The sequence below is a fragment of the Pseudomonas sp. GW821-FHT01E10 genome (assembly GCF_059422365.1).
Window position 1 is genome coordinate 1 of record NZ_JBWKWT010000027.1, and the last position, 20,711, is coordinate 20,711.

The following is a 20,711-nucleotide window of genomic DNA, read 5'->3' on the forward strand; positions in this document are numbered from 1 at the left end:
GGTGTCCACTTACAATAGGTGTCCACCATCGCCCTAAGCGTTGGGATCAGAAAGGTGTGTTGGCCGGACGCTTACGCTCAATCGTCCATGCAAGATGGACTGCCTCAATATAATCAAGGCAATCGGCCCAAAGGTGATCGACAACACGATTGAAAATAATAGAGATCGCTGAAAATCCTGCACGTCCTTGCCCTCTGATTCCATTTCCCTTCACGATACTAATCCTGACCCGAGATGGTCATTCATCCCTGCCCGGCCCAGCTGAACCGTAGCGAGCAAAGCAGGTGCTGGCATTAGGAGACTTCCTAAATGCCATACTCCGTTTTCCTAAACAATCTGATCCTTCGCACAACCAAGAGTTATGCAAAAGGGGGTCGAGTTCAGAACCACCTGAATCGCCCCCAACAAAAAGCCCCGCCATTCTCTCGAAAGGCGGGGCTTTTCTTTACAGCATCCGACGCTTAAGGCGCGTACGTCAGCAACAACTCGCCCGGCACTTTGAAGTCCAGCGACATCATCACGCTCAACGCGGTAATGGTGAAGATCGAGAACACGAACAGCTTGCGTGCCCAGACCGTGTCATCCACTGCCTTGTAGCCGGTCCAGGCCATGTACAGCCAGTACATGCCCATGGCCGCGGCGACGGCGAGGTAGCTCATGCCGGCGTAGCCGCTGAAGGTCAGCATCAAGGTCGCCACGAGGAAGGCCAGGATGTAGAGCAGGATGTGTTTCTTGGCCACTTCAATGCCGCGCTTCACTGGCAGCACCGGAATCGATGCGGCCAGGTAATCGTTGAAGCGGAAGATTGCGATGGCGTAGGAATGCGGCATCTGCCACAGGCTGAACATCACCAGCAACGTCAGCGCGGCCATGTCGAAGTTATTGCTGACTGCGACGTAACCGATCACCGGCGGCATCGCCCCCGACAGACTGCCCACCAGCGTGCCGTGAACCGACTTGCGCTTGAGGTACAGGCTGTAGAAGCCGACGTAGATGACAAAACCGATCACCGCGAACAACGCGGCCAACGGGTTGGCCACCTTGTACAACAACGCAACGCCGGCGACACCCAGGACGGTCGCATAAGCCAGGGCCAGTTTCAGGGAGATCAAGCCCTGGACCAGCACCCGGTTCTTGGTGCGTTCCATCTTCAGGTCGATGTCGCGGTCGATGCAGTTGTTGAACACGCAACCGGAAGCCACGACCAGGGACGTGCCGATCATCGCGGCCAGGAAAATGGCCAGATCGACATGCCCTTTGGAGGCCAGGAAAAATCCGCCTGCCACAGAAAGCACGTTACCGAAAATGATCCCCGGTTTGGTGATTTGGATAAAGTGCTTAAAGGACATCCGGACTTACCTCACTTCGCCATCATGTTGGTGTGGATGCTGAACATGATCCACAGCGACAGGCCAACCAGCAGGACAATCACGATCGCGGCGAAAACAAACGCAATCACGTTGTTACGCTGCGCGGCGGAACGGTCCAGGTGGAGGAAGTACACCAGGTGCACCAGCACCTGGATAACGGCGAAAGCCAGTACGATCCACAGAGTCAGTGACTTCGGCAGCGACGGGTACATCACCAGACCGAACGGGATCAGGGTCAGGATCACCGACAGGACGAAGCCAATGACGTAGGACTTGACGCTGCCGTGACCGGCGTCGTCATGAGAGTGCGCGTTAGCCATTTACATAGTCCCCATCAGATAAACAACGGTGAATACGCAGATCCACACCACGTCCAGGAAGTGCCAGAACAGGCTCAGGCAGCTCAGACGGGTCTTGTTGGTCGCCGTCAGGCCGTTTTTCTGCACCTGGTACATCATGATCGCCATCCAGATCAGACCGCTGGTCACGTGCAGACCGTGGGTGCCGACCAGGGTGAAGAACCCGGACAGGAAGCCCGAACGGTTAGGGCCGTAGCCCTCGGAGATCAACATGTGGAACTCGTTGATCTCCATGCCGATGAAGCCGGCACCGAACAGGAAGGTCAGGGCCAGCCAGCCCAGGACCTGCTTCTTGTTGCCACGGAAGAACGCCAGCATGGCGAAGCCGTAGGTGATCGAACTGAACAGCAGCAGAGCGGTTTCGCCCAGTACGTATGGCAGTTCGAAGATGTCGTGGCCCGACGGGCCACCCGCTACGTTGTTAACCAGTACCGCGTACGCTGCGAAGATCGACGCAAACAGAATGCAGTCGGTCATCAGGTAGAGCCAGAAACCGAATACGGTCATCTCGCCCGAGTCGTGGTGATGGTCATCATGCCCATGTCCATCGACATGGGTGTGTCCAGCATTGGTCACTAAGTTCGACATGGTTTAAGCCTGTTCCAACGAGGTTTCAACACGGGTGGTGGTGGCTGGGACTTTCCCGGCTGCTACCAGACGCTTGTGCTGCTCGGCTTCGATGCGCTCGATCACGTCGACCGGCACGTAGTAGCCTTGATCATCACGGGCCGCGTGGATCGCGAAGTAGATCACGGTGCCTGCCAGGCTGGCGATTGCCAGCCACCAGATGTGCCAGATCATCGCGAAACCGAATACGGTCAACAGTGCGCCCATGACCACACCGGTCGCGGTGTTGTTTGGCATGTGGATCGGCTCGTACTTGGTCGGAGCCTTGTACGCGGTGCCGTTTTCCTTGGCTTCGGTGAACGGGTCGACAACGTCGGCTTTTGGCAGCACGGCGAAGTTGTAGAACGGAGGTGGCGAGGAGGTCGACCATTCCAGGGTGTGGGCATTCCATGGGTCGCCGTGCTCGCACATGTTCTGCGGCAGCTTGCGGTCACGGATACTCACGTACAGCTGGATCAGCTGGCAGGCGATACCCGCAGCGATCATCACCGCACCGAACATGGCAACGTACAGGTACGGCACCCACTCAGGGTTGGTGGTGGCGTTCAGACGACGGGTCATACCCATGAAGCCCAGTACATAGAGCGGCATGAACGCGACGAAGAAGCCGGAGATCCAGAACCAGAATGCTGCCTTGCCCCAGCCTTCGTGCAGCTTGAAGCCGAACGCTTTCGGGAAGTAGAAGGCGAAGCCTGCGATGTAACCGAATACCGCGCCGCCGATGATCACGTTGTGGAAGTGCGCGATCACGAACAGGCTGTTGTGCAGTACGAAGTCAGCACCCGGGATGGCCAGCAGTACGCCGGTCATGCCGCCGATGGCGAAGGTCACCATGAAGCCCAGGGTCCACATCACCTGGCTGGTGAAGCGCAGACGGCCCTGGTAGATGGTGAACAGCCAGTTGAACAGCTTCACACCCGTCGGGATGGAAATCAGCATCGTCGCCAGACCGAAGAAGGCGTTGACGCTGGCACCCGAACCCATGGTGAAGAAGTGGTGCAGCCAAACCATGAAGCCCAGGATCGAGATCGCGCCCGAAGCGTAGATCATCGAATGGTGGCCGAACAGCTTCTTGCCGGTGAAGGTCGAGATGACTTCGGAGAAGATACCGAACGCCGGCAGGATCAGGATGTAAACCTCAGGGTGACCCCAAGCCCAGAACAGGTTGACGTACATCATCGGATTACCACCAAGTTCATTGGTGAAAATGTGGAAATCCATGTAACGGTCAAGCGTCAGCAAAGCCAGGGTAGCGGTCAGGATCGGGAACGAAGCCACGATCAGGACGTTGGCCCAGGTGCAGGTCCAGGTGAAGATCGGCATGTCCATCAGCTTCATGCCAGGGGTACGCATTTTCAGCACGGTGGCCAGGAAGTTGACCCCCGTCAGCGTCGTACCTAGCCCGGATAGCTGCAGCGCCCAGATGTAGTAATCCATCCCCACGCCCGGGCTGTATTGCAGGCCCGACAGCGGCGGATAGGCAACCCAACCAGTCTTGGCGAATTCGCCAACGCCCAGGGACAGGTTGATCAGCACCACGCCGGAAACCAGCAGCCAGAAGCTCAGGGAGTTCAGGAACGGGAAGGCAACGTCACGCGCGCCGATCTGCAACGGCACTGCAAGGTTCATCAGGCCGGTGAAGAATGGCATCGCCATGAAAATGATCATGATCACACCGTGGGCGGTGAAGATCTGGTCATAGTGTTCAGGTGGCAGGTAGCCAGGCGAACCCTCGGTGGCCATGGCCAACTGGGTACGCATCATGATGGCGTCGGCAAAACCACGCAGCAGCATGACCATGGCGACGACGATGTACATCACGCCGATTTTCTTGTGGTCGACCGAGGTCAACCACTCGGTCCACAAATAGGTCCACTTCTTGAAGTAGGTGATTGCAGCGAACAGTGCCAGACCACCGAGCGCGATCATGGCGATGGTCACCATTACGATCGGTTCGTGGAACGGGACCGCTTCCCAACTTAATTTACCAAACATCGTTTACTCCTCTGCCCCGGCAGCTGAATGCGAACTCATGTCCATTCCTTCCATGGCGGCCACTTCGTGCTCTTTCTTCTCGTGGTGCACTGGCTTGCCCGGTTTCATGCCTTCGTACTTGTCGACGATGATCTGGAACAGGTTCGGCGTGACCGAGGAGTAAAGCTCGACTGGGTTGTTCTGGCTTTGTTTGGACAGGGCTGCGTATTCAGCTTGTTCAAGCTGTTTAGGTGCCTTTTTGACTTCGCTTACCCAGGCGTCGAAATCTTCCTGAGAAGTGGCGATAGCTTTGAATTTCATGCCGGTGAAACCCGCGCCGCTGTAGTTGGCGGAGATACCGTCCATTTCAGCGTTCTGGTTGGCGATCAGGTGCAGTTTGGTCTGCATGCCCGCCATCGCGTAGATCTGACCGCCCAGAGCAGGGATGAAGAACGAGTTCATCACGGCGTCGGAAGTGATCTTGAAGTTGATCGGGGTGTGCGCCGGGAACACGATTTTGTTGACCGTGGCGATGCCTTGTTCCGGGTAGATGAACAGCCACTTCCAGTCCAGCGCGACCACTTCAATGGTGACCGGCTTGACGTCGGATTCCAGCGGCTTGTAAGGATCCAGTGCGTGGGTCGACTTGTAGGTGACGTAACCCAGGGCAATGATGATCAGTACCGGAATAGTCCACACCGCGATTTCGATCTTGGTGGAGTGGGACCATTTTGGCGTGTAGACGGCGTCCTGGTTGGAAGCGCGGTATTTCCAGGCGAACAGGAACGTCATGACGATGACCGGCACGACGACCAACAGCATCAGCAGCGTTGCGGTGATGATCAGGTTTCGCTCATCCAGGCCGACCTGGCCCTTGGGATCGAGCAAGGTCATGTTGCAGCCTCCCAGCAACAACGTGCCGAGCAGCGGCAATAAGCCTAGTAGTCTGGGGTACCTGTTTTTACTCATCTCACGACCTCTAAAGCAGCTTGCGCAATGCAGTTGGGTTTTGATCGCCAACACTTCACCCTGCCAAGGGTTGGCATTTTTCTTGGATTGAATAAGGGCCTGCCCGTCGCGCGTCAGACGCGGCTCGACAATTGCTGGGCCTGCGGTGTGTTCTTATTCGAATTCGTGGTCAAGGGCCTTGTTACAGACCAATTCCATTTGGTGCGGATCGTCGGAAGGCACCGACAATGGGGGGTCGCATGAAGCCATCAGGCTTCTCGACGCCCTGTTCTACTCATAAGCCTGAGTCAGGATGAGCAGTGCCGGGAATTCAGTGCGGGCGATTGTAGATATGTAGCGATTCATAAACCATGTCTCATCCCGAAATAATTTTTATCCGTTCCAGCAACAATCATTCACGGTTTTTGCAAAAGTGGGCCATGGTATCGAAATTAATTCTCAACAAAAACACCAAAAAATGTAGGTGTACCGCGCGAAGTTCAGACAGCTTCCTGGGCTCTGCGCTCGCCTCAGACCCTGCTCTACCCCCTATGTAACAAGGGCTTTGGCCATTCGCCAGCCCCTGTTAAAACTGCCTGTTTCGGCTGATTGGCACTGAAAGCGGCAGTGGCTTGCGGGGCCTGTTTTGGGTACCTTGAGGTGTCCCGATTCCATGTCTTGAAATGACTTGCGACACTCGAGCTGTGACAACATGTCGCACACATGCCGCACCCATAATTGTCGCGCATCAAGGTCTTTTCATTTGAGCTTTGAACATGCAAAACGCCCCGGCCTCTGAACGAGGACCGGGGCGTTTTTTGTTTCCTGCAACGGTGTGGCGGACGGTCTCAGCGCAGGGCTTTGCGGTTACGCCAAGTGAGCAGCGGCACCAGCACCACGACCAGCACGAACGCCGTCAGCGCCCACTGTGCCAGGGACAAACCAAGGATCGGCGGGTACGGCGTGGAGCAGAAACCGTCGACCTGGAAGCCCAGCGGGAAGATCTTCGCCAGCGGCAGGCCGTCGACGATCGGTTGCAGCACATCGATGCCGCAGCTGACTTCCGGGTACAGCTGGGTATAGACGTGATGCCCGGCCACCCCGACGCCTGCGATGGCGCTGATCACCACCAACGCCTCGAACAGCGTGATGCTGCGGCGGGTGCGCATCGCTGCGCCGATAAACGCGAAGAGCGCGATCAGCAACAATGCGTAGCGCTGCAAGATGCACAGCGGGCACGGCGCCTCGCCCAGCACCACTTGCATGTACAGCGCGCCACCGATCAGCGCCAGGCAGATGATGCCCAGCAACACCAGATAGCGCCGTTCACGTCCCAATCGCATTGTTTCCTCGCTCATCGCGTTTCCCTTCTGTGTCCGTGGATCAGCTCGCCGGCGGCTGCGCTTGCAGCTGCTGCATCAGGCTGATGTTGTCTTCGATATGCCAATTGGCCGCGATGCGACCGTTGTCGATCTGATAGATATCGGTTGCCCGGAAGTCTACACGCTGACCCTGACCTTTGAGAGCCTTGAACGGGCCGGTGAAGTGCCCACGAAAGTGCAAATGCACCACCACCCGATCACCGGCAATGATCATTTGTTCGATCTCGCAGCTCAGGTCCGGCACCGCCGTGCGAAAGAACTTCGACGCCAGCAGCGGCCCGGTCGGCCCCTGAACCCGGCCTTCGGGCGGGGTCTTGTCGACGAACTGCTCTGACAATGCAGCCTTGGCCAACGCCTCCTCCCCGGTGTTCCAGAAGCTGCCATAACGCCGGGCGGCCAATTCCATGGAATCGCGCTGCGCCTTGGGCAGGCTCTGATCGACAATCAGGCTCTTGGGCTGGAGCAAGGTCGGTTCGGCAGAGGCAAACGGACTCGCCAGCAGCGCAGCGGTCAGGCTGAAGCCGGCCAGGGTTAAACGGCGGGAGATAGTGATGTGAGTCATGGGGCGATCCTGATCATGTAAACGAACGAGCGCCTATCATCAGCATCGGGGAATAAACGATAAACCGGTTAAGAACGGATTAACCTTTAAGCGTTTTTTACGAATCGGGACCGAGGTGAAGCTTGCCCGCGAAGAAAGCGACTCGGTCCCCCGACCGAGTCGCCGCAACTGCTTACTCCAACGCCGCAGCCGGCCCGAAGAACTCGTAACGGCTTTGCTTCTCCGGCACACCCAAGGCCTTGAGGTGACGCTTGATCGCCGCCATGAAGCCTTTAGGCCCCAGGAAGTAAGCATCCACATCGCGTTGCTGCGGCAACCACTCGCCGAGTTGCTCCTGGCTCAGCAGGCCAACCTTGTCCGCCGCCGGGCTGACGCCATCGTCTTCGGCGTAGCAATAGAAACGCTTGAGCTGCGGATGACGCTCGGCCAGCCCGTCGATCCAGTCGCGGAAGGCATGCACGCTGCCGTTGCGCGCACAGTGAATAAAATGCACCGGCCGCTCGGTCGCCAGCGCCGCTTCGAGCATTGCCAGCGTCGGGGTGATGCCGACACCGCCACTGATCAGCACCAACGGTTTGTCGCTGGCGGTCAGGGTGAAGTCGCCCGCTGGCGGGAACAGCATGATGCTCGCGCCGACGTGCAGTTGATCGTGCAAATGGTTGGAGGCGCGGCCACCGGTTTCGCGCTTGACGCTGATGCGGTACTGGCCCTTGTTGGCCAGCGCCGACAGCGAATAATTACGCCGGATTTCTTCGCCGTCGAGGATCAGTTTCATGCCGATGTACTGGCCGGGCTCGGCCGCGAGAATCGGCCCTTTATCCGCCGGTTCGAAGTAGAACGAAGTGATTTCCGAGCTTTCCTCGACCTTGGCCGCCACGATGAATTCCCGCGCGCCGCGCCAGCCGCCCGGTGCCTGGGCTTTCTGGTCGTAGATACTGGCTTCGGCACCGATCAGGATTTCGGCCAGTTGGTTGTAGGCCGCGCCCCAGGCGCTCATCACTTCAGGCGTGGCAATTTCGTCGCCCAGTACTTCAGAGATGGCTCGCAACAGGCAGCTGCCCACGATCGGGTAATGTTCCGGGAGGATTTGCAGGGCCACGTGCTTGTTGATGATCTTGGCCACCAGGTCGCCCAACTGATCGAGCTGGTCGATGTGCCGCGCGTACATCAATACACCGTTGGCCAAGGCGCGAGGCTGATCGCCGCTGGCCTGGTGGGCCTGGTTGAACAGCGGGCGGACTTCCGGGTATTCGGAGAGCATCATGCGGTAGAAGTGAGTGATCAATGCCTCGCCACCGCTTTCCAGCAGCGGTACGGTGGACTTGACGATGGCACGGTCTTGAACGCTAAGCATAAGAGCAACTCCTGGGCTTTATATGAATACCCTTTGCTTATCAGTTTCCATGCCAACAATTAAAACCTTATAAATCAAACAATTAAAAACAATGTAGTCATATCGACACTCATCGTTTTATAGTCATAGCGACTACACGGAGTCATTATGACTGCAAAATTACTGCTCACGACCCTGCTGCCCCTGGTCTCCGACCTGTCCCGCGAGCTGCCCGAAGGCGAGCGCTATCGGCGCCTGCTCGAAGCCATGCGCGCCCTGCTCCCTTGCGATGCCGCCGCCCTGCTGCGACTCGACGGCGAATGGCTGGTGCCGCTGGCTGTGGACGGGTTGAGCACCGACACCCTCGGCCGCCGCTTCAAGGTCAGCGAACACCCGCGCTTCGAAGCGCTGCTCAGCAGCCCCGGCCCGACCCGCTTCGCCGCCGACAGCGACTTGCCCGATCCTTATGACGGCCTGGTCGATGGCCTGCACGAGCATTTGGAAGTCCACGACTGCATGGGCTGCCCGCTGTTTATCGACGAGCGCCCGTGGGGCCTGCTGACCCTCGACGCCCTCGACCCTGAGCGCTTCGAGCCGATCGAACTGGATGCCCTGCAAGCCTTCGCCAGCCTCGCCGCCGCCACCGTAAACGCCGCCGAGCGCATCGAACGGCTGGCCAATCGCGCCGAAGACGAACATCAGCGCGCCGAGGTTTACCGTCAGGCCAGCGGCCAGCAGAACCGCGAAATGATTGGCCAGAGCAAGACCTACAAACGCCTGGTTGAAGAAATCAACCTTGTGGGCGGCAGCGATCTCACTGTGTTGATCACCGGGGAAACCGGGGTCGGTAAAGAGCTGGTGGCCCAGGCTATCCACGCCGCGTCGCCCCGGGCCGACAAACCTATCATCAGCCTCAACTGCGCCGCCCTGCCGGACACCTTGGTGGAGAGCGAACTGTTCGGCCACGTGCGCGGTGCTTTCACCGGGGCGACGAACGATCGTCGCGGCAAGTTCGAACTGGCCAACGGCGGCACGTTGTTCCTCGATGAAGTGGGCGAACTGTCGCTGGCGGTGCAGGCCAAATTACTGAGGGTGCTGCAGAGCGGGCAATTGCAGCGGCTGGGGTCGGACAAGGAGCATCAGGTCGACGTGCGGCTGATCGCAGCGACCAACCGCGACCTGGCCGAGGAAGTACGCAGCGGCCGCTACCGCGCTGACTTCTATCATCGCCTGAGCGTTTACCCGTTGCTGGTGCCCGCATTGCGGGATCGCGGTCGGGATGTGCTGTTGCTCAGCGGCTACTTCCTGGAACAAAACCGCTCACGCATGGGCCTCAACAGCCTGCGTCTGACCAGCGATGCCCAAGCGGCGTTGTTGGGGTATGGTTGGCCGGGGAACGTGCGGGAACTGGAGCACTTGATTGGCCGCAGCGCGTTGAAGGCGCTGGGTAATTGCACGCAACGGCCGAAGATTCTCAGCTTGAGCGCGGCGGATCTGGATTTGCCCAATAGCGGCGTAGAACAGGCAGCGGAACCCGTGGTCGCTGCGCCGGTAGCTGAGTTGATTCCAGGGGATTTGCGTGAAGCCACTGAGCACTATCAGCGCCAACTGATCAGCGCTTGCCTGGAACGGCACCACCACAACTGGGCCAGCGCGGCGCGGGAGTTGGGCCTGGATCGGGCGAACCTGGGGCGAATGGCCAAGCGGTTGGGCATGAAATAGTTTCACCAGAATGAAGTAATACCCTTGTGGCGAGGGAGCTTGCTCCCGTTCGGCCGCGAAGCGGTCGTGAATTCAGCGATGGAGTTCTATCTGGAAAAATCAGGGACCGCTTCGCGCTCCAACGGGGGCAAGCCCCCTCGCCACAGGTAAGCTCCCTCCCACAGGGGTCACCGTTTGGCTGGCAATAGGCATTTCCCCTAAAGCCAGCCCCCAACAAGTCGATAACCCGGCATCGATAGCTGTTGGCGATGCTCATAATCGCCTCACCTTTTCCACAGAAGGTTTTTATGTCTTCCAACAAAGCCCGCGCAGATTCACTTTCGCTTCTGCTGTTTACCTTGCGCAGCGGCAAGCTGATGGCGATCAACCTGCTGAAAGTCAGCGAAATCATCCCCTGCCCGCCGCTGACCAAGCTGCCGGAGTCGCATCCCCACGTCAAAGGCATCGCCACCCTGCGCGGCGCGTCGTTGTCGGTGATCGACCTGAGCCGCGCCATCGGTGAACGACCGCTGGAAGACCCGAACGGTGGCTGTCTGATCGTCACCGACGTCAGCCGCTCCAAGCAGGGCCTGCACGTTCAGGCGGTGAGCAAGATCGTCCACTGCCTGACCACCGACATCCGTCCACCCCCCTTCGGCTCTGGCGGCGTGCGCTCGTACATCACCGGCGTGACGTCGGTCGACGGTACGCTGGTGCAGGTGCTGGACATCGAAAAGGTCATCCACGGCATTGCGCCGGCGCAGATCGAAATGGCCCCGACCGAACTGAGCATGGAAGAGGCTGAAGTACTGGGCAATGCGCGAATTCTGGTGGTCGATGACAGCCAGGTCGCACTGCAACAATCGGTGCACACCCTGCGCAACCTCGGCCTGCAATGCCACACCGCCCGCAGCGCCAAGGAAGCCATCGACTGCCTGCTGGACCTGCAAGGCACCGCCCAGCAGATCAACCTGATCGTCTCGGACATCGAAATGTCGGAGATGGACGGCTATGCCTTCACCCGCACCTTGCGCGAAACCCCGGACTTCTCGCACCTCTACGTGTTGCTGCACACCTCGCTGGACAGCGCGATGAACAGCGAGAAGGCTCGACTGGCCGGGGCCAACGGGGTGCTGACCAAGTTCTCCTCGCCAGAACTGACCAAGTGCCTGATCGAGGCGGCCAGGGTCGTCGCCGAACAAGGTCACTGAGTGTGGCCGAGGACTTTTGTTTTCTGATGCGGCGCAACCTCGCCGAGGGTGTGCCGCCTTTCACTTGGCCAAACGACATTGAGTTGACCGAGTACCGTCCCGAACTCGCCGAAGCCGTTCATCACTTGATGGAACTGGGTTATCGGGAGGGCGGCGGTCGCGTGCCGGCGCTGGAAGTCTGGCAACAGCGTTTCGAAACCGATCCTGAATACGATCCTACCCTGTGCTTCATCGCTCTGGATGCCGAAGGCATCGTCGGCGTCGCCCAGTGCTGGACCAGTGCCTACATCAAGGACTTGGTGGTGCACCCGCGTGCTCGAGGCCTCGGACTTGGCCGTGCGCTGCTGCTCCATGCTTTCAAGGTGTTTGCGCAGCGCCGCGAAGGTTTTGTGGATTTGAAGGTGCGGGAAGACAACCTTCGGGCGCGGGGCTTGTATGAAAGTGCCGGGATGTATGTGGTCCGCCGGGAGCTGGTTCCAGTCTGAGACCGCCTTCGCGGGCAAGCCTCGCTCCTACAGATTCGATGTGATCGACGCATGACCTGTAGGAGCGAGGCTTGCCCGCGAAGAGGCCCGCACAACCGACATCAAACCATCAGGCATACTCCGACCTTGACCACTACACGCCAAGGATGCCTGATCATGAAAGCCACCACCCTGACCTTCCTCTGTCTCACCACCCTCGCCGCCCAGGCCCACGCCTCCAGCCCCGATGCCTGGGCCGCCTTCGACAGAGCCGTGCTCGCCAGTTGCACCAAGGCCAGCGGCCTGAAAAAACCCCAACCCGTCGGCAACGCCGCGCAGTTCGATGACCGGGTCGGTTATACCGCACTCCTGCTGCAAGGCCAGTACCCGCAAAAACACATGAAAGGCCAGCAAGGCACCGAGCTGTGCCTCTACAACAAGAAAAGCAAAACCGCCTACGTCACCGAATGGGACTCCATCCGTCCAACGGCAAAAGCGCAGTGACTGGCGCATAACTTGCTTTGGCACAGGCCTTTGCGGTGGCTTTCTGTCGCCGTTTCATGCCCTCACAGGTCACTGGCCCTTCAATGAATACACCGTTTTCCTGCGTAGGTTGTGGCAAATGCTGCAACGACCACCATGTTCCCCTGACACTGGCCGAAGCCCGCATGTGGGCGGCAGATGGCGGCCAGGTGATCGTGCTGGTGGAAGCCTTTCTCGCCAACGGCCTGGGCCTGCCAACACAACAACGCGAACACGCCGAACGCCGTTCGGCGCTGGTTCGCAGTGGCACTTGCGAAGCGCATGTGGCGATCACCTTTGCCGCCTACAACGTCGGCCCCTGCCGGAATCTTGACGAAGACAACCTCTGCAGCATCTACGAACGCCGACCGCTGGTTTGCCGCATCTATCCAATGGAAATCAACCCGCACATCCCGCTCAACCCGGCAGCAAAGGATTGCCCGCCCGAGTCATGGGACAAAGGCCCGGATCTGATTGTTGGCGGTGAACTGGTCGATCAGGAACTGGCGGGATTGATCCAGCGCTCTCGCCAAGCGGATCGCGATGAGATTCAGGCCAAGGATGCGATTTGCGCGCTATTGGGGATTCGAACGACAGCGCTGAAAGGCGATGGGTTTACCGCATATCTGCCGGACATGACCGCGTTTGCCATGGTGATCGATCAGGTGGCGCAGCAATCGCAGGCCGGGTCGGGCGGAGAATGGCTGTTTCATGTGTCTGGCGATGATATCGCCGGGCAAGTGCTGGCGGCCGGGGCGCAGGTGGTGACTGAAGCGCCGCTGAACTATGCGTTTATTTCGTTGCGGGCAGCGTAAACGCCAAACCGCTGCGCAGCATCCGTGCGCAGCGGTTCTTTTACTTTAGCGAGCAGCAACCGCCAGGCATTCGACTTCCACGCGCGCATCCAGCACCAGTTTTTTGCCAGCGAATGTCGTGCGAGCAGGCAAACGGTCCGCCGGAAAATAGCGGCTATACACCGTATTCATCGCAGCAAAATCATTGATGTCTGCAAGGATGACCGTGCATTTGACCAGCTGAGACAACGTCGAACCACTGCGGTGTAATGCGGCTTGCAGATTCTCCATGGTCTGGGTCATCTGCGGGACAATCCCGCCCTTGACCAACTCGCCATCGGAGCCCGTCCCGAGCACGCCGGACAGATAGAGGGTGGTGCCGGCTTGCACCGCTTCGGAGAATGGCAAGCCTCCTTCAGCAGGGAAATAGCGTGGCGAATCTGGCACGGTGGGCGGTAGGTAGCGCCCGGTAATCGCCTGGTACTGGCCATTCTGCTTGAGACGCTCAAGGGCCGCATTCAGCTCATCGCGCAAGGCGGTGTCGGATTTTCGCACAGCCATCGCCACGCCACTGCCCAGCATGGGGTCCTTGAGCGCAGGCCCGGCAAAATCAAATCCTTGCCCCTGAGGCTGACTTAAAAACGCCTGGGTGATTTCAATCGAGTCTTGCAGGGTCGCGTCGATCTCACCCGCCAGCAGGCTGGCTATCAGTTGACTGTTGAAATGAAAACTGCGCACCGTCACTCCCGCCGGAGCCCAACGGGACTTGGCGAACGCCTCACGGCTGGTACCTGTCAGAACGCCGACACGCTTGCCTTTGAGCGATTGCGCATCCGGCTGCAGATTCGCCCCTGTACGCGCCACCAGACGGCTGTTCAAGGGATAAAGATTATCGGTGAAGTCGAGCCGTTCTCGACGCGCCGGCGTTGCCGTCATGGGCATGATCACATCGAAATGGTTGGCCTCCAGGGCCGGGATATTGGTGGCGTAATCCTGATCAACCCAGACACAGCGTTTTTTGAGTTCGGTACATAGCGCATTACCCAGTTCGATGTTCAATCCGACCAGCTCACCTTTGTCGTTGCGACTCTCGAAGGGGGGAACCAGGGCCTCGACCCCGAAACGGATCTGTGGATTGGCCGCAGACGAAACACAGCCGGCGGTCAGGACCACCAGCGACAACAGGGAGAAGATTTTTACCAAAGGCATTTCGGTGACCGTCATCAAGCATTCAGGGACATGAATCTTTGATGAGTGGTCACCGACTTCCCAGAGGACAAATCGCTCATCCTTGTGGGAATTGTCTCAATGACAGAAGGAACTGCTACCGACAAAAAACGCCTGGCGGTCAGCGTTTGCCCATCGAACGACGAGTGCCAGGAGGCGCTGCGCCCGGGGTCTTGGTGTGGCCGTTCTTGGCGCCATTCTTGTACCAAGGCTGGCTGGCGCTCTTCGCGGCGGCCAGTTCGCCCGGCTTGAACGGAAACTTGAACGCTGGGATCGCCGCTTTGGTTTCGCTGTCGGCGCTGGAGTCGACGCTGTCGGGCAGGTCTGCCTGGTCGTCGCGCAAAGCGTCGGCAACCGGCGGTTGTGTCGGGGAAGTCATGAAAGCTCCGGGTGATGCTAAAGAGTCGGGCCCGGTAGGCGAGCCGCGAAAGGCGGCAGTATACCTGTGTCGGAGGCCGCAAGCTTCAAGCCGCGAGCGAGTCCGTCGGGTTTTGTGCTGACGGACCTGCCGCCTTCGCGGGCAAGCCTCGCTCCTACAGGTCATGTGTCGATCACATCGAATTCTGTAGGAGCGAGGCTGCCCGCGAAGAACGATAACGCGGTCAATCTGACTGAACGCCTGCCTACGTCTGCGGATCGACGTTATCCAGCGCCCGGTTCACCGCCAACTCCGCCAGCATGATGCTCTGTTGAATCGCCAGCGCCGTGTAGCGCTGCGGGCCGGTCAGGTCGTTGGCGAAATCGCTGGCCAGGACACTCGCCGTGGCTAACGATTCGTAGGCGTGGGCCAAGAGGCTTTCGGTATCCATATTCGGGGCGACGATGAACATGGTGCTGGGGCGGCGTTTTTTTTCGGTGTAGGGCGTTGGGGGATCGAGGTAGTAGTCGAGCGCGCGTTTTATGGCTTCGCGGTCTTTGAGTAATTCTTCGGCGCGCGAGGCTTCGGCGTTGGGGGTGGTGGTGTTGAAGGGTGGATCGGGAATTAACTTGTTGCTCATTGAAACATCCTCTAATCAATTGGAGCCATCACTCATCGTTTCTCACGCGACGGAGTGGTGGCAGCTATGTGCGGAGTGAGAAACCGGTAGAGGATCAAACCCGGCCGGACCGAAGTCCGCCCGCACACAGCCGCCATAGAGCATTGCAGGCAGCGGATAAGCTGGCGGCGATTATGGTGGTACTGGCGATGGATTAAAACCTCTTCCGGGCTCTCACACCCGATCGCTGAATTGTCAGCGACAGCCAAAGACTAGAGAGCCCGCTTCCGACGAACAACCTGAAAGATACGTGGGAAAGGTCTGCGTTCAGGCACATCGATTAAACATTCAAAAGCGGAACTCGGAGCGTCCCTGGAGGCGTTCCCACGCAGGAGCGTGGGAACGATCATTCGGGTACAGACGAAAGAGATTGGTCGGCTGTCAGGCCGCCTTCACGAACAAGCCCCCCCACCATTGAACGGTGCACACCCGCCCCTCGCCACTCAACAGGCCGAGCGTTAGCTCGCCTGCCGCTTTTGATCTTGATTCACCCGCCCCTTCGGGAGGCTGAGTGGAGGTGTTCATCTGGGGATTGGCGCGCAGCGCCGTTCGACGCAGTCGAACACATCGCATGTAGGTTGAAGCGAAGCCAACCGTAGGGCGATGCCCCCAGATGGATACCGGAGCGAAGGAACCCCGAGCCTCAGCGAGGGGCCGTACGTTCGGGGCGAGACCTTTTGGTTACTTTTGGGGCGTTTGCCAAAAGTGACCCGCTGTAAGAGCGGAACCATAAGTGGCCGTTACCGCAGAAATGGATATGTACTCAGTCAGCAAGAACCTGGTCGGCTATAAGGCCGCCAAGATCAAAACAAGATCCCGGTCCAAACTGACAGAGCCGTCAGTTACCAGTCACGCTCCTGACCGGCGAACAGGTTTATAAAGGAAGGTATAAACCTGACAAAACCAGACCACTCAGCCCGGCGCCCCACTCGCATGCGAATTCAGAAAAAAACCGCCCTGCTCGCCGCCCTTCTGATCGCCCTGGCAGCGACGGGCGTTTGGTACGCCACCAAACCCGCCACCACCAAACTGGCCGCCCCCACCGCCATTCCCGTGCGGGTGGTCAGCGTCGTCGAAAAAGATGTGCCCCGCTACGTCAGCGGCATCGGCTCGGTGTTGTCCTTGCACAGCGTGGTCGTGCGCCCGCAAATCGACGGCATCCTCACCAAACTGCTGGTCAAGGAAGGCCAACTGGTGAACCAGGGTGACCTGCTGGCCACCCTCGATGACCGCTCGATCCGCGCCAGCCTCGACCAGGCCCGGGCGCAACTGGGCGAAAGCCAGGCGCAACTGCAAGTGGCCCAGGTCAACCTCAAGCGCTACAAATTGCTGAGGGTCGACGACGGCGTGTCCAAGCAGACCTACGACCAGCAACAAGCCCTGGTCAACCAACTCAAAGCCACCGCCCAAGGCAATCAGGCATCCATCGACGCCGCTCTGGTGCAGCTTTCCTACACACAGATTCGCTCGCCAGTCACCGGTCGCGTTGGTATTCGCACAGTCGATGAAGGCAACTTCCTGCGCATGACCGACACCCAAGGTCTGTTCACGGTGACCCAGATCGACCCGATCGCCGTGGAGTTTTCCCTGCCGCAGCAAATGCTGCCGACCCTGCAAGGCCTGATCAACAATCCACAGCAAGCACCGGTCAAGGCTTACATCGGCGCCGACACTGACGGTGAAACCGGCAACCTGCTGGGCGAAGGTCACCTGACCCTGATCGACAACCAGATCAACGCCAACACCGGCACCATCCGCGCCAAGGCCGAATTCGCCAACCCCGCACAGAAACTCTGGCCGGGCCTGCTGGTGACGGTAAAGATTCAGACAGCGCTGGATAAAAATGCGCTGGTGGTGCCGCCCACGGTCGTACAACGCGGGCTCGATCAACATTTCGTGTACAGGGTCAACGGCGACAAGGTCGAAGCCGTGCAGGTGCAAATGGTCTATCAAGGCAGCGGCCAGGACATTATCAAAGGCGTTAAACCGGGCGACGTGCTGGTCAGCGACGGCCAATCGAGGCTCAAACCCGGCTCGACGGTTCAGGTACTGAGCGAGCCACCGCAAGTGGTCCAGTCGGAGCCAAAACCATGAAGGGCCACGGTTCCATTTCCGCGTGGTGCATCGATCATCCGGTGGCGACGGTCCTGCTGACCTTTGCCCTTATATTGCTCGGCGTCATCGCCTTCCCGCGACTGTCGATTGCGCCACTGCCGGAAGCGGAATTCCCGACCATTCAGGTGGCCGCGCAACTGCCCGGCGCCAACCCGGAGACCATGGCCTCATCGGTGGCCACGCCGCTTGAAGTGCAATTCAGCGCCATCCCCGGCGTGACCCAGATGACCTCGAGCAGCGCCCTGGGCTCGACCATCCTGACCCTGCAATTCACCCTCGACAAAAGCATCGACACCGCCGCCCAGGAGGTCCAGGCCGCGATCAACACCGCCGCCGGCAAACTGCCCAAAGATATGCCCAACCTGCCAACCTGGCGCAAGGTCAACCCGGCTGACAGCCCGGTGCTGATTCTCAGCATCAATTCACCGCAAATGCCCGGCACCGAACTCAGCGATCTGGTAGAAACCCTGCTCGCCCGTCAGATCAGCCAGATCGACGGTGTAGGCCAAGTGAACATCACCGGTCAGCAACGCCCGGCGATTCGCGTGCAGGCCTCGGCGGACAAACTCGCCGCCATTGGCCTGACCCTGGCGGACATTCGCCTGGCGATCCAGAAAACCAGCCTCAACCAGGCCAAAGGTGCGTTGTACGGCGAGTCGAGCATCTCGACCCTGTCCACCAACGACCAGTTGTTCCACCCCGAGGATTACAGCCAACTCATCGTTTCCTACAAGAACGGTGCCCCAGTTCATCTCAAGGACGTGGCCAAAGTGGTCAACGGTTCAGAAGATGCCTACATCCAGGCCTGGGCTGACGGCCAGCCGGGGGTGAACCTGGTGATTTTCCGGCAACCGAGCGCCAACATCGTCGAGACCGTTGATCGAATTCAAGCGGCCCTGCCGACACTGAATGCCATGTTGCCGGCTTCGGTGCAGGTCAAGGTGTTGATCGACCGCACCCAGACCATCCGCGCCTCGCTGCATGAAGTGGAAGTCACCCTGCTGATCGCGATCCTGCTGGTGGTGGCGGTGATGGCGCTGTTCCTGCGGCAACTGTCGGCGACCCTGATCGTGACAGCGGTGCTCGGTGTGTCGCTGACTGCCAGTTTCGCCCTGATGTACATCATGGGCTTCAGCCTGAATAACCTGACGCTGGTGGCGATCGTGGTGTCCGTCGGGTTTGTGGTCGACGATGCGATTGTGGTGGTGGAAAACATTCACCGGCACCTGGAGGCCGGCGACGGCATGCGCGAGGCGGCGATCAAAGGCGCCGGCGAGATCGGTTTTACCGTGGTCTCGATCAGTTTCTCGCTGGTGGCGGCGTTCATTCCGCTGCTGTTCATGGGCGGCGTGGTCGGGCGGCTGTTCAAGGAGTTCGCCTTGACCGCGACCTCGACCATCCTGATTTCGGTGGTGGTGTCCCTGACCCTGGCACCGACGCTGGCCGCGCTGTTCATGCGCGCACCGGCGCATCATGCCCACAGCAAACCAGGTTTCGGCGAGCGCTTGCTGGCGCTGTACGACAAAGGCCTGCGCCGCGCCCTCGCCCATCAGACATTGATGATCGGTGTGTTCGGTCTGTCGCTGGGGCTGGCCATTGCCGGTTACATTTTCATCCCCAAAGGCTTCTTCCCGGTACAGGACACCGGATTCGTCCTCGGCACCACCGAAGCAGCTGCAGATATTTCCTACGGCGACATGGTGAAAAAACACTTGGCGATGGCCGAAATCGTCGCCGCCGACCCCGCCGTCGAGACGTTCTCGCACTCGGTCGGCGTTTCGGGCAGCAACCAGACCATCGCCAACGGCCGCTTCTGGATTTCGCTGAAAAAGCGTGGCGACCGCGATGTGTCCGCCAGCCAGTTCATCGACCGGATTCGCCCGCAGTTGATGAAAGTCCCGGGCATCGTGCTGTACCTGCGCGCCGGGCAGGACATCAACCTCAGTTCCGGCCCGAGCCGCGCCCAGTACCAATACGTGCTCAAGAGCAACGACGGTGCCCTCCTGAGTACCTGGACCCAGCGCCTGACGGAAAAACTGCGCAGCAACCCGGCGTTCCGTGACATTTCCAACGACTTGCAACTGGGCGGCAGCATCACCCACATCAGCATCGACCGCAGCGCGGCGGCGCGTTTCGGCCTGACCGCCAGCGACGTCGACGAAGCGCTGTACGACGCCTTCGGCCAGCGGCAGATCAATGAATTCCAGACCCAGACCAACCAGTACAACGTGATTCTGGAACTGGACACCAAACAGCGCGGCAAGGCCGAAAGCCTCAACTATTTCTACCTGCGCTCGCCGCTGAGTGGGGAAATGGTGCCGCTGTCGGCCCTGGCGAAATTCGATGCACCGACCATCGGCCCGTTGTCCATCGCTCACGACGGAATGTTCCCGGCGGCCAACCTGTCATTCAACCTGGCATCCGGCGTGGCGTTGGGTGATGCGGTGATCATGCTCAACCAGGCCAAGGCTGACATCGGTATGCCGGCCGCCATCAGCGGTAATTTCCAGGGCGCGGCCCAGGCGTTCCAGAGTTCGCTGGCCAGCCAGCCGTGGTTGATTCTGGCGGCGTTGGTGGCGGTGTACATCATTCTTGGCGTGCTGTACGAAAGCTTCGTGCATCCACTGACGATCATTTCGACCCTGCCTTCGGCGGGGCTCGGGGCGGTGATCATGCTGTGGATCTGCGGCCAGGACTTTTCGATCATGGCGCTGATCGGGCTGGTGCTGCTGATCGGTATCGTCAAGAAGAACGGTATCCTGATGATCGACTTCGCGCTGGATGCCCAGCGCAACCGTGGCCTGCCACCGCTGGAGGCAATCCATGAGGCCTGCCTCACACGGTTCCGGCCGATCATCATGACCACGCTTGCCGCCCTGCTCGGCGCCTTGCCGTTGATGATCGGCTACGGCACCGGCGCCGAACTGCGCCAGCCATTGGGCATCGCGGTGGTCGGCGGTTTGCTGGTGAGTCAGGCGCTGACGCTGTTCACTACGCCGGTCATATACTTGTGGCTTGAGCGGATATTCCATAGACCCACACCAGCACAGCAGCCGGTGCTGGCGACCACAGACTGAGGCGGGGT

The 20,711-nt window shown here is 59.4% G+C and carries 18 protein-coding genes; 7 read left to right on the plus strand and 11 right to left on the minus strand.

Features of this window, described 5'->3' with window-relative positions; translation table 11 throughout:
• Positions 1 to 461: 461 nt before the first annotated feature.
• The 8 genes from cyoE to hmpA form a co-directional block, all read right to left on the minus strand.
• Entirely contained in the window at positions 462 to 1,349 is an 888-nt protein-coding gene (gene cyoE / locus AC07V0_RS27505) for a heme o synthase (RefSeq protein ID WP_018930159.1), read from the minus strand.
• Between the two features lie 11 nt (positions 1,350 to 1,360).
• Positions 1,361 to 1,690, minus strand: coding sequence for a cytochrome o ubiquinol oxidase subunit IV (gene cyoD, locus AC07V0_RS27510; protein WP_007941629.1), 330 nt, complete (start codon positions 1,688 to 1,690; stop codon positions 1,361 to 1,363).
• Complete coding sequence (locus tag AC07V0_RS27515) at positions 1,691 to 2,317, minus strand: cytochrome o ubiquinol oxidase subunit III (RefSeq protein ID WP_026286729.1); 627 nt, start codon at positions 2,315 to 2,317, stop codon at positions 1,691 to 1,693.
• A gap of 3 nt (positions 2,318 to 2,320) precedes the next feature.
• Entirely contained in the window at positions 2,321 to 4,351 is a 2,031-nt protein-coding gene (gene cyoB / locus AC07V0_RS27520; protein ID WP_018930157.1) for a cytochrome o ubiquinol oxidase subunit I, read from the minus strand.
• Between the two features lie 3 nt (positions 4,352 to 4,354).
• Positions 4,355 to 5,299 carry a ubiquinol oxidase subunit II gene (cyoA, locus tag AC07V0_RS27525; protein WP_026286728.1) on the minus strand — a complete coding sequence of 315 codons (945 nt, stop codon included), beginning with the start codon at positions 5,297 to 5,299 and terminating at the stop codon, positions 4,355 to 4,357.
• An 827-nt stretch (positions 5,300 to 6,126) separates the two neighbouring features.
• Positions 6,127 to 6,636, minus strand: coding sequence for a disulfide bond formation protein B (locus AC07V0_RS27530; RefSeq protein ID WP_019582334.1), 510 nt, complete (start codon positions 6,634 to 6,636; stop codon positions 6,127 to 6,129).
• Between the two features lie 25 nt (positions 6,637 to 6,661).
• Entirely contained in the window at positions 6,662 to 7,222 is a 561-nt protein-coding gene (locus AC07V0_RS27535; RefSeq protein ID WP_018930153.1) for an ester cyclase, read from the minus strand.
• Positions 7,223 to 7,394: 172 nt separating this feature from the next.
• Positions 7,395 to 8,576: an NO-inducible flavohemoprotein gene (gene hmpA, locus AC07V0_RS27540; protein WP_018930152.1), complete on the minus strand. Its 1,182-nt coding sequence runs from the start codon at positions 8,574 to 8,576 to the stop codon at positions 7,395 to 7,397.
• A gap of 147 nt (positions 8,577 to 8,723) precedes the next feature.
• On the opposite strand from hmpA, the gene norR reads away from it, so the two are divergent.
• The 5 genes from norR (at position 8,724) to AC07V0_RS27565 (ending at position 13,268) form a co-directional block, all read left to right on the plus strand.
• Complete coding sequence (gene norR, locus AC07V0_RS27545; RefSeq protein ID WP_086946442.1) at positions 8,724 to 10,277, plus strand: nitric oxide reductase transcriptional regulator NorR; 1,554 nt, start codon at positions 8,724 to 8,726, stop codon at positions 10,275 to 10,277.
• A 287-nt stretch (positions 10,278 to 10,564) separates the two neighbouring features.
• Positions 10,565 to 11,467 (plus strand): chemotaxis protein CheV, encoded by a 903-nt coding sequence (locus AC07V0_RS27550; protein WP_018930150.1) that lies wholly within the window; start codon positions 10,565 to 10,567, stop codon positions 11,465 to 11,467.
• A gap of 26 nt (positions 11,468 to 11,493) precedes the next feature.
• Positions 11,494 to 11,952 (plus strand): GNAT family N-acetyltransferase, encoded by a 459-nt coding sequence (locus AC07V0_RS27555; RefSeq protein WP_018930149.1) that lies wholly within the window; start codon positions 11,494 to 11,496, stop codon positions 11,950 to 11,952.
• 156 nt (positions 11,953 to 12,108) lie between these two features.
• Positions 12,109 to 12,435, plus strand: a complete 327-nt coding sequence (locus AC07V0_RS27560) for a hypothetical protein (RefSeq protein ID WP_477747213.1) — start codon at positions 12,109 to 12,111, stop codon at positions 12,433 to 12,435.
• Between the two features lie 83 nt (positions 12,436 to 12,518).
• Positions 12,519 to 13,268: a YkgJ family cysteine cluster protein gene (locus AC07V0_RS27565; RefSeq protein ID WP_064616212.1), complete on the plus strand. Its 750-nt coding sequence runs from the start codon at positions 12,519 to 12,521 to the stop codon at positions 13,266 to 13,268.
• A 45-nt stretch (positions 13,269 to 13,313) separates the two neighbouring features.
• Here the strand turns inward: AC07V0_RS27565 and AC07V0_RS27570 are convergent, their stop codons facing one another.
• The 3 genes from AC07V0_RS27570 to AC07V0_RS27580 form a co-directional block, all read right to left on the minus strand.
• Complete coding sequence (locus tag AC07V0_RS27570; RefSeq protein ID WP_495020092.1) at positions 13,314 to 14,456, minus strand: transporter substrate-binding domain-containing protein; 1,143 nt, start codon at positions 14,454 to 14,456, stop codon at positions 13,314 to 13,316.
• A gap of 139 nt (positions 14,457 to 14,595) precedes the next feature.
• Positions 14,596 to 14,853: a hypothetical protein gene (locus AC07V0_RS27575; RefSeq protein WP_018930146.1), complete on the minus strand. Its 258-nt coding sequence runs from the start codon at positions 14,851 to 14,853 to the stop codon at positions 14,596 to 14,598.
• A 244-nt stretch (positions 14,854 to 15,097) separates the two neighbouring features.
• Positions 15,098 to 15,472: a DUF6124 family protein gene (locus AC07V0_RS27580; RefSeq protein WP_495020081.1), complete on the minus strand. Its 375-nt coding sequence runs from the start codon at positions 15,470 to 15,472 to the stop codon at positions 15,098 to 15,100.
• Positions 15,473 to 16,444: 972 nt separating this feature from the next.
• Between AC07V0_RS27580 and AC07V0_RS27585 the strand changes: the two genes are divergently transcribed.
• Positions 16,445 to 17,605: an efflux RND transporter periplasmic adaptor subunit gene (locus tag AC07V0_RS27585; RefSeq protein ID WP_495020082.1), complete on the plus strand. Its 1,161-nt coding sequence runs from the start codon at positions 16,445 to 16,447 to the stop codon at positions 17,603 to 17,605.
• Complete coding sequence (locus tag AC07V0_RS27590) at positions 17,602 to 20,703, plus strand: multidrug efflux RND transporter permease subunit (RefSeq protein ID WP_018930142.1); 3,102 nt, start codon at positions 17,602 to 17,604, stop codon at positions 20,701 to 20,703. Before AC07V0_RS27585 ends, AC07V0_RS27590 begins: the two co-directional genes overlap by 4 nt.
• Positions 20,704 to 20,711: the final 8 nt, after the last annotated feature.

Excerpts from the sequence above, each read along its gene's own strand:
- AC07V0_RS27565 (WP_064616212.1), top strand. The coding sequence starts at position 12,519 with ATGAATACACCGTTTTCCTGCGTAGGTTGTGGCAAATGCTGCAACGAC.
- AC07V0_RS27555 (WP_018930149.1), top strand. The coding sequence starts at position 11,494 with ATGCGGCGCAACCTCGCCGAGGGTGTGCCGCCTTTCACTTGGCCAAAC.
- hmpA (WP_018930152.1), bottom strand. The coding sequence starts at position 8,576 with ATGCTTAGCGTTCAAGACCGTGCCATCGTCAAGTCCACCGTACCGCTG.
- cyoB (WP_018930157.1), bottom strand. The coding sequence starts at position 4,351 with ATGTTTGGTAAATTAAGTTGGGAAGCGGTCCCGTTCCACGAACCGATC.
- AC07V0_RS27560 (WP_477747213.1), top strand. The coding sequence starts at position 12,109 with ATGAAAGCCACCACCCTGACCTTCCTCTGTCTCACCACCCTCGCCGCC.
- norR (WP_086946442.1), top strand. The coding sequence starts at position 8,724 with ATGACTGCAAAATTACTGCTCACGACCCTGCTGCCCCTGGTCTCCGAC.
- AC07V0_RS27580 (WP_495020081.1), bottom strand. The coding sequence starts at position 15,472 with ATGAGCAACAAGTTAATTCCCGATCCACCCTTCAACACCACCACCCCC.
- AC07V0_RS27550 (WP_018930150.1), top strand. The coding sequence starts at position 10,565 with ATGTCTTCCAACAAAGCCCGCGCAGATTCACTTTCGCTTCTGCTGTTT.
- AC07V0_RS27515 (WP_026286729.1), bottom strand. The coding sequence starts at position 2,317 with ATGTCGAACTTAGTGACCAATGCTGGACACACCCATGTCGATGGACAT.
- AC07V0_RS27585 (WP_495020082.1), top strand. The coding sequence starts at position 16,445 with ATGCGAATTCAGAAAAAAACCGCCCTGCTCGCCGCCCTTCTGATCGCC.
- cyoD (WP_007941629.1), bottom strand. The coding sequence starts at position 1,690 with ATGGCTAACGCGCACTCTCATGACGACGCCGGTCACGGCAGCGTCAAG.
- cyoA (WP_026286728.1), bottom strand. The coding sequence starts at position 5,299 with ATGAGTAAAAACAGGTACCCCAGACTACTAGGCTTATTGCCGCTGCTC.
- AC07V0_RS27535 (WP_018930153.1), bottom strand. The coding sequence starts at position 7,222 with ATGACTCACATCACTATCTCCCGCCGTTTAACCCTGGCCGGCTTCAGC.
- AC07V0_RS27530 (WP_019582334.1), bottom strand. The coding sequence starts at position 6,636 with ATGAGCGAGGAAACAATGCGATTGGGACGTGAACGGCGCTATCTGGTG.
- AC07V0_RS27590 (WP_018930142.1), top strand. The coding sequence starts at position 17,602 with ATGAAGGGCCACGGTTCCATTTCCGCGTGGTGCATCGATCATCCGGTG.
- AC07V0_RS27575 (WP_018930146.1), bottom strand. The coding sequence starts at position 14,853 with ATGACTTCCCCGACACAACCGCCGGTTGCCGACGCTTTGCGCGACGAC.
- cyoE (WP_018930159.1), bottom strand. The coding sequence starts at position 1,349 with ATGTCCTTTAAGCACTTTATCCAAATCACCAAACCGGGGATCATTTTC.
- AC07V0_RS27570 (WP_495020092.1), bottom strand. The coding sequence starts at position 14,456 with ATGCCTTTGGTAAAAATCTTCTCCCTGTTGTCGCTGGTGGTCCTGACC.